The sequence below is a fragment of the Phaeodactylibacter luteus genome, assembly GCF_007993045.1.
In the GTDB taxonomy this organism is placed as follows: domain Bacteria; phylum Bacteroidota; class Bacteroidia; order Chitinophagales; family Saprospiraceae; genus Phaeodactylibacter; species Phaeodactylibacter luteus.
This window is the reverse complement of sequence record NZ_VOOR01000140.1, coordinates 1-1,159: the sequence shown is the minus strand read 5'-3', so window position 1 is coordinate 1,159 and position 1,159 is coordinate 1. Positions and strand designations below refer to the sequence as shown.

General features: G+C 53.4%; 1 protein-coding gene. It reads right to left on the bottom strand.

The genetic code is table 11. The features are described from left to right. Positions 1-1,083, bottom strand: a complete 1,083-nt coding sequence (locus FRY97_RS21845) for an IS4 family transposase (protein WP_147169745.1) — start codon at positions 1,081-1,083, stop codon at positions 1-3. Between the last annotated feature and the right edge of the window lie 76 nt (positions 1,084-1,159).

Genomic DNA, 1,159 nt, shown 5'->3' with positions numbered 1-1,159 from the left:
CTAAGTACATGACAAAAAACGCATAACCCCTGCGATCAGGCGTTTGTCGCCTGACCAGAAAGCATCTCGGATGGTGTCCAGCCCGATCCGCAGGATGCTGTAGCGGGGGCGTCCGTGCTTCAGTTTGCGGCTCAAACGAGGTATTTTGCGAGCGGCATCACAGCCAGTTTTGACCACCCAGCAGTAGGTGATAGCCAGCAAAGCCAGCAAGTTGCTTAGCCGCCCAGGGTCAACCACCTGAGTATCTTCCAGGCAAAAACCGCTGGATTTCAGTTCTTTGAACAGCTGCTCGATGCGCCAGCGCAGCGCATACCGTTGGGCAGCTCCCGACTGGCCGCAATAGGAAGCAATGATGAAGAAATCATCTTCGCCTTTTTTATTCACGGCCGGCCCTCCGCTGAGGTATACCATGCTGCCGTAAACCTTGAACAGGCCATTGCGCCGCTGTACCTTGCCACGTTTGACAGCCCGGAACAACTCCCAGGCCGAACAGGCGTGCCCCTTGCGCTCGACAATGGTGTTGCTCTTGATCCGGATATCGAAAGGGATCTCCTTCTCAATCAGCCAATGGAACCATTTGGAGCCTATGAATTCCCTGTCGGCAGTGAGGTTGTATATGGCATTGGCGCCAAAAGTGTCCAGGAACAGCTGCAATAAGTCAATGCGCTCGGCCTGGCTGGAGTTGCCTTCTTTGTCCAGCAACTGCCAGAACAACGGTATGGCTTTTCCATTCCACTGGACACTAAGCATCAGGATATTGATAGCCCGTTGGCCAAACTTCCAATTGGTGCGGTCCAGCGCCAGCGTCATCGGGCCAACAATGCCTAGCAGGCCAACAATGAAGCGAGCCTGCTTCTTCTGGCACAGCGGGCTCTCAGCAAGAAACCGCTGGATTCGGCGGACCACGCTGTCTACCTGGGCTGGCCCTTCAAAAGCGCAGGCAATTCGCCGAAGCACTACACTGGATGCTTTGGCAATCGCAGGAATCACCATTTCAAGGAACTTGTACCGAGCGCCATGCAATTCCGGGAAATACTCTTGCAGAGATTGCCCGAAAGGGCTACCTTTGAGGTTGGCTGTCATGTCTTATTTCTCTTTGGTTACCAACCTCTAAGATATGGCAGCCTTTCTTATTTCCCGTTTTTTGTCATGTACTCAG

Excerpts from the sequence above, each read along its gene's own strand:
- FRY97_RS21845 (WP_147169745.1), bottom strand. The coding sequence starts at position 1,083 with ATGACAGCCAACCTCAAAGGTAGCCCTTTCGGGCAATCTCTGCAAGAG.